Origin of the sequence: Bacteroides gallinarum DSM 18171 = JCM 13658, from assembly GCF_000374365.1 — a bacterium.
GTDB lineage: Bacteria > Bacteroidota > Bacteroidia > Bacteroidales > Bacteroidaceae > Bacteroides > Bacteroides gallinarum.
Map to the genome: position 1 here is coordinate 110,219 of NZ_KB894126.1, position 6,124 is coordinate 116,342.

The following is a 6,124-nucleotide window of genomic DNA, read 5'->3' on the forward strand; positions in this document are numbered from 1 at the left end:
TTATATGGTTATGGACATTCAACAACTGACAGAAAATTACCGGAAGCGCTTTGACGCCTTCTACGGGCAGGATACCACGAAAAATCCCAGCCGGAAGAAAAAGAAGACGCGCCCCGAACAGCCGAATTTCCTTATCGAGGTCGTCCGCCCGGTACTGGACGCGCTGGTGGAACTTATGCCCGGGTACGGGTTTTCCAAGACCACGGACCAGTATACCATGTACGGGGACTACTATCGTATCAAGGCCGGTATCGTCCTCATAGGCGGTTTCTCCGTGGACGAGGATTTCGGGCTGGTTTTCACGCCGCTGTTTCATGGAGCACCCCGCGGAAAGGGACAGAAGATAACCGATTCAAGGCAACTTGTCGAGGTGTTGCGCAAGGAGTTTGAGAAAAGGGAAATGAAGAAAAGAACGTAAAATCAAAAGGATTTGAGAGCATGAACAGTGAACGCAGAAAGGGGATTCAGGAAATCAGGGACTCGCTGGAGGATATCATCTCCCAAATTGAGGAACTGAAGGATGAGGAGCAGGAGGCCCTGGACAACATGCCCGAGGGGTTGCAACAGGGTGAACGCGGCGACAGGATGCAGGAAGCCATAGAGTCGATGGACAATGCCGTCTCCTCGATAGAGGAGGCCCGGCAGTACCTTGACGATGCAGCCCGGTAAAAAGCGGGGTGCACGTTTCAACATGCCGGTATCAAAAGAAAGAAAGGAGGTGAAAATGAAAGATTAGTCCAGTCCATCGGAGGATTTATCCTGATTTATAGTATATTTGTCAGGAAACATGGGCTGTATATCGGGGTCAGGGTAAAATCTCCCGTAAAGAACAGGTTACAGACGCTTTTACGTTTGGTCAAGAAACGGCCGGTATTATTTGTATCGCATGAAGAAAGATGACATTATCCGCAGGCATTACGGGAACATGAAAATGAAGCACGGGGCAGACTCGCTGGTCTTTTTTCATGTGGGCGATTTCTACGAGGCGTATTTCGATGATGCCCGAACGGTATCCCTGGACACGGATGTAACGCTGTTCCGTGTAACAGCTGCGGGTATTCCTGCCGTCAGGATTCCCGTGGCTTTCATGGAAGAATATAGAAACCGGCTGCTGGATGCAGGATACAAGGTATGCGTGTCCGAGGTCCGGGGTGCATCCGGTCGCCATATTCTGAAATCCTTATGAGAAATTCAAGAAACAAAGTGGACGAGTTCGTGTTTGTCCTTGCGGCCATAGGCCCGTGGACGATACTGGTTGTTACGGTAGCCCTGATCGGGCTGTTCAAGACATGCATCCCGGACAGGACAGACCCGCTGGACCGCGACATCAGCCGGTCTTCCGAAATCATCGGGCACGTAATGGTGGTCGATGGGGACAATAACGGCTTCCGGGTCGTGTATGTCACGGCAGAGCCGGTCACGGAAAAGCGGTTCGAGGAAATATGTTCCAGGGAGAACGTCAGGAAGGGGTTCGACCGCCTGAAACGGGAGGCTCCGGTTCATTTCGGGGGAAGCCTGCTCGAAACGGACATCTGCGATTTCGCCCTGTACGCGTACAGGTTTCCTGTAGATGACGACATAAAGATCCACAATATCTTTGTCGCGGGAAAGGAGAAGATGGATTTCTATGTCCGGCCCAATCCTGACCTTCCGGGTTGCGCGACGTGGATGCACCACGGTACGGAACAGGGGAACCAGTACCTGAACTCGAATGACATAAATTACTATATACCCAACGGCGGACGGGTATACCGTTACTGGAAGTGCCGGTACTTGCTGCAAACCTCTGATACAGATGAGCGTTTCAGCCATTTCACAGAGGATGAAAGGCTGTACTGAAGACGTGTCATACCTGTATATTTCAGTTATAATGTGCTGAAAATTAACGACTAAAAGCTTTGATGGTATGGGAAAATATCCCTAAATTTGTCATATTCATAGCGTGATCCAGTATGGCAAGATTGTTAATTGAAAGAAATAGATTGAATATGACAATGATTTAGCATGACATCAGAAAAGTCGCAAATCAAATTTGCGAAATCGGAACTGACAGGAGAACTGATAGGATTTGTCTCCCGCCATTCCAAGACACGTAAATTGATGGGAGTCAGGGAAGACTCGAGATTCGGTAAGCAGATTTGTGTCCTTTCGGAAGACCTGAAAGGGACAATCGAGCCAAACGTTCTCTACTCGGTGGAACTGAAACCGATGCACAAGGCGAACGGGTACGTGGTTGTCGCTGCCAGCCCCGTACTGTTTTCCGCCCAGGTTGAGACCGTAATATTGCCCAAGACGCTGTACCAGGTGACGGTGACATTCGGTAACAAGAAGGTGTTTTTTGACCCCAAGGACGGGAAAAGCGCCATGAGCCGTACCATTGACGGTGTCCTTTCCGTCCTGAAAGGGAGGAGGGACATCAAGGACAGGGAAGGTGTAATCGCCGATTACCTGAAACAGGCGAACTCCCTGGTACGCCGCATGGAATCCGACGGGTATATCTATACCGGTGACAGGTACATGAAAGGAAGCGTATGAGAAAATGTCCTGTGGCGGGAATTGCAACTGACGGTGCCCATTCTTCGAAGGAGAGATTGACTCGCTTCAGGGCGGTCGATCTCTCTTCGGGAAAGGAGCTGTTTGCGGAAACCGCGGGGAACTGGACCAACAATATCGGTGAGTTCCTCGGCATCGTTGCAGCAGTAAAATACCTTATGGAACACCCGGAATTCGTGCCGCGTGTCATCTACTCGGACAGTCTCACGGCCATAACATGGTTCAGACAAAGGAAAACCGCCTCGTCGCGCCGTTGTCCGGCCCTGCTGAAAGCGGAGGTGTTCCTGAAAGTCATGGCGGTAAAGATTGAAGATATCAGGGTTGTCCATTGGGACAACCGGCTGTGGGGTGAAATACCCGCAGATTTCAGAAACAAATAAAAAGCAATGATATGGCGAAACTGAAATCACAGTCCCAAAAATATGTTGAGCTGAAAGAGGAAGACTACCTCCTGCTCGTGGAAAACAGCATCAAAATGGAGGCGCTGAAAATAGCAGGCATAGAAAAGATGCCGATATACAAGGCGATGGAACATATCCTTCAGCATGAGCACATCGACCTGCTCATCAAACCCGTTTCAAGAAGGTATTCTTAATCGGGCAATCAGAACATACAAATATTCAAAAGAATGATTTCCATTGTACGCTTGTATAATTATCATTTTATAAATTTGTAGTTTATCTTATACCAAGCAGTCGTAACAATGATGGACAGTACTATACGCCGATATTATCATTGGGTAATCATACTCAATTAATAATAGATAGTATAAAGGCACTTAAACTAATATAAATCAGGAGATTAAATGATTGGCGCATGTACGGTATCAACAACACCATACACGCGCCAAATTCATACATATACTTCTCTAATTAACGATTTAAGAGAAAAACTTTTCCGTCAGCATTTTACCAGTAAAGATTCTTGTATATCTTTGCAAACGGTATACGTTGGCTATCAATAACCTCTATGTATGCCTACAAGTAGAGATTGGTTTTTCCAAGCAAAACTAACCGTTAATTATCAAGTAGTTAGCAATTAATAACAACTACCCGATAGGTTTATAGCTTTTTATTTTAGATTTTTGCAGGAGATTAATATTATATCACCTATGAGGAAACTGGTTATTTTCTTTTGTTTTTGGTTCAGTGTTACAATAGTTGTAGCCCAGAACACGGAACGCAAGCTGTACAGCATAGCGTTTTATAATCTTGAAAATCTGTTTGATACGATTCATGACACGGGCAAGAATGACTATGAGTTTCTGCCCGGCGGCAGCTATCGGTGGACGGCTGAGAAATACGAAGCTAAATTGCACAATCTGTCGAAGGTGCTGGGCTCATTGTCACGGAATCTGGTTCCCGAAGGCCCGGCGGTAATCGGAGTAGCGGAGGTTGAGAACAGGCGGGTACTGACAGAGCTCGTTAACCAGCCTGCCATATCCAATTATAAATTCGTTCATTATGAAGGACCCGACCGGCGCGGTATCGACTGTGCGCTGTTGTATGACCCGCAGCAGTTTACCGTAACGAATTCCAAGCTGGTGCTTTCCACCCCGTTCGAGGGGGATACGGTGCATCTGACGCGTGGCTTCCTGATTGTAGACGGCCGGCTGGCGGGTGAGCGCGTATGCTTCATCGTAAACCACTGGCCTTCCCGCGGGGCGAAGTCGCCGGTGCGTGTGCATGCCGCCCGGCAGGTGAAGGCGCTGGCGGACTCTTTGCTGCGTGAGGATAAAAAACTGAAACTTTTTGTTATGGGAGACATGAACGATGACCCTATGGACGAGAGTATGCAGGTGCTGGGAGCCCGCAAACATATATCGGGTATGAAAGCGAACCAGTTTTATAATCCGTGGTGGGAAACGTTGGAGGATAAGGGAGTGGGAACCCTGCTCTACCGCGGCAAGTGGAACCTGTTCGACCAGATTGTGCTGTCGAGGGCTTTGGTGAAGGCGAAGAAAGGTTTGCGTTACGACCATAATGAGGTTTTTATCCGCGATTATCTAATCCAGCAGGACGGTAAATACAAGGGGGCGCCTTTGCGTACTCACGGCGGTCGCGTGTGGCTGAATGGGTACAGCGACCACCTGCCGACGATTATCTACCTGAGAAAATAATGTATAATAATGTGTAAATAAGAGGCCGGAAAGTAAACTTGCTTTCCGGCTTTTTTGTTTGTAAAGTTAAGAATGCGAAGGTAAGAAGGGAACAGACAGATGCAAAAGCTTTGTAATATAGAGATTACAATAATCTGTTAATTCAAGCCAATAGCTTTAAAATAGAATAGATTCGACAGGTAAATAGAGATATTTTATTCTTCTCCCGTTCTTCTTTTTAAAGGATAATGCTTACTTTTGCGTAGAATTTTAATTCACTAACAATAAACTTTAAACAAAATGGTTAATTACAAAGATTTAGGCCTTGTAAACACAAGAGAAATGTTTGCTCGCGCTATCAAGGGTGGATATGCAATCCCTGCATTCAATTTCAATAACATGGAACAGATGCAGGCTATCATCAAGGCTGCAGTAGAGACGAAGTCTCCGGTTATCCTTCAGGTTTCTAAGGGAGCCCGCCAGTATGCTAACGCTACTTTGCTGCGTTACATGGCTCAGGGTGCTGTGGAATATGCCAAGGAACTGGGCTGCAAACATCCTGAAATTGTTCTTCACCTTGACCACGGAGATACTTTCGAAACTTGCAAGAGCTGTATCGATTCGGGTTTCTCCTCAGTAATGATTGACGGTTCACATCTTCCATACGAAGAAAATGTTGCCCTGACGAAGAAAGTCGTTGACTATGCCCACCAGTTCGATGTTACGGTAGAAGGCGAACTCGGCGTATTGGCAGGTGTGGAAGATGAGGTTTCTGCCGAACACCACACATATACCAACCCCGAAGAGGTTATCGACTTCGCTACGCGTACAGGTTGCGATTCTTTGGCTATTTCTATCGGTACTTCTCACGGTGCATATAAGTTCAAACCCGAACAATGCCACGTAGACCCCGCTACCGGCCGTCTGGTTCCTCCTCCTCTGGAATTTGCCGTGCTGGATGCCGTAATGGAGAAACTTCCGGGATTCCCTATTGTACTCCACGGTTCATCTTCTGTTCCTCAGGAAGAGGTCGATACTATCAACCAATACGGTGGCAAACTGGAAGCTGCTATCGGTATTCCGGAAGACCAGTTGCGTAAGGCTGCCAAGTCTGCTGTTTGCAAAATCAACATCGACTCGGATTCCCGTCTGGCTATGACTGCTGCCGTTCGTAAGGTATTCGCTGAAAAACCGGCTGAATTCGACCCGCGTAAGTACCTGGGCCCGGCTCGTGACAACATGGAGAAACTTTACAAGCACAAAATCATCAACGTGCTCGGTTCGGAAAACAAATTGGCTCAATTGGACTAATAGAGTTAGTTATCTGATTATAAAACGGGGAGTGCATTTTAAATGCACTCCCCGTTTGCTTTTAGGTAGGGACATTCAGTAAATAATATAAAATCAGCCAACTAATTCATACACAAAATATTGCGAATTAGCTGGCTTTTTTGTATCTTTAGGTATTCCCCC

The 6,124-nt window shown here is 47.0% G+C and carries 9 protein-coding genes; all 9 read left to right on the forward strand.

Annotation, left to right across the window (positions count from 1 at the left end):
* Positions 1 to 10 precede the first annotated feature (10 nt).
* Positions 11 to 418: a hypothetical protein gene (locus C233_RS0108800; RefSeq protein ID WP_025068707.1), complete on the forward strand. Its 408-nt coding sequence runs from the start codon at positions 11 to 13 to the stop codon at positions 416 to 418.
* Positions 419 to 438: 20 nt separating this feature from the next.
* On the forward strand, positions 439 to 669 hold the full coding sequence (locus tag C233_RS0108805; RefSeq protein WP_018667237.1) for a hypothetical protein: 231 nt from the start codon (positions 439 to 441) through the stop codon (positions 667 to 669).
* A gap of 217 nt (positions 670 to 886) precedes the next feature.
* Positions 887 to 1,186, forward strand: a complete 300-nt coding sequence (locus tag C233_RS0108810) for a MutS N-terminal domain-containing protein (protein ID WP_018667238.1) — start codon at positions 887 to 889, stop codon at positions 1,184 to 1,186.
* Complete coding sequence (locus C233_RS0108815; RefSeq protein ID WP_018667239.1) at positions 1,183 to 1,839, forward strand: hypothetical protein; 657 nt, start codon at positions 1,183 to 1,185, stop codon at positions 1,837 to 1,839. The genes C233_RS0108810 and C233_RS0108815 overlap by 4 nt, the downstream gene beginning before the upstream one ends.
* A gap of 165 nt (positions 1,840 to 2,004) precedes the next feature.
* On the forward strand, positions 2,005 to 2,535 hold the full coding sequence (locus C233_RS0108820) for a hypothetical protein (protein WP_018667240.1): 531 nt from the start codon (positions 2,005 to 2,007) through the stop codon (positions 2,533 to 2,535).
* Complete coding sequence (locus tag C233_RS0108825; RefSeq protein WP_018667241.1) at positions 2,532 to 2,933, forward strand: ribonuclease H family protein; 402 nt, start codon at positions 2,532 to 2,534, stop codon at positions 2,931 to 2,933. Before C233_RS0108820 ends, C233_RS0108825 begins: the two co-directional genes overlap by 4 nt.
* Before the next feature lie 11 nt (positions 2,934 to 2,944).
* A complete protein-coding gene (locus C233_RS0108830) occupies positions 2,945 to 3,148 on the forward strand; it encodes a hypothetical protein (RefSeq protein ID WP_018667242.1) in 204 nt (67 codons plus the stop codon).
* Between the two features lie 516 nt (positions 3,149 to 3,664).
* On the forward strand, positions 3,665 to 4,672 hold the full coding sequence (locus tag C233_RS0108835) for an endonuclease/exonuclease/phosphatase family protein (protein ID WP_018667243.1): 1,008 nt from the start codon (positions 3,665 to 3,667) through the stop codon (positions 4,670 to 4,672).
* Between the two features lie 279 nt (positions 4,673 to 4,951).
* Complete coding sequence (locus C233_RS0108840; RefSeq protein ID WP_018667244.1) at positions 4,952 to 5,962, forward strand: class II fructose-bisphosphate aldolase; 1,011 nt, start codon at positions 4,952 to 4,954, stop codon at positions 5,960 to 5,962.
* Positions 5,963 to 6,124 lie beyond the last annotated feature (162 nt).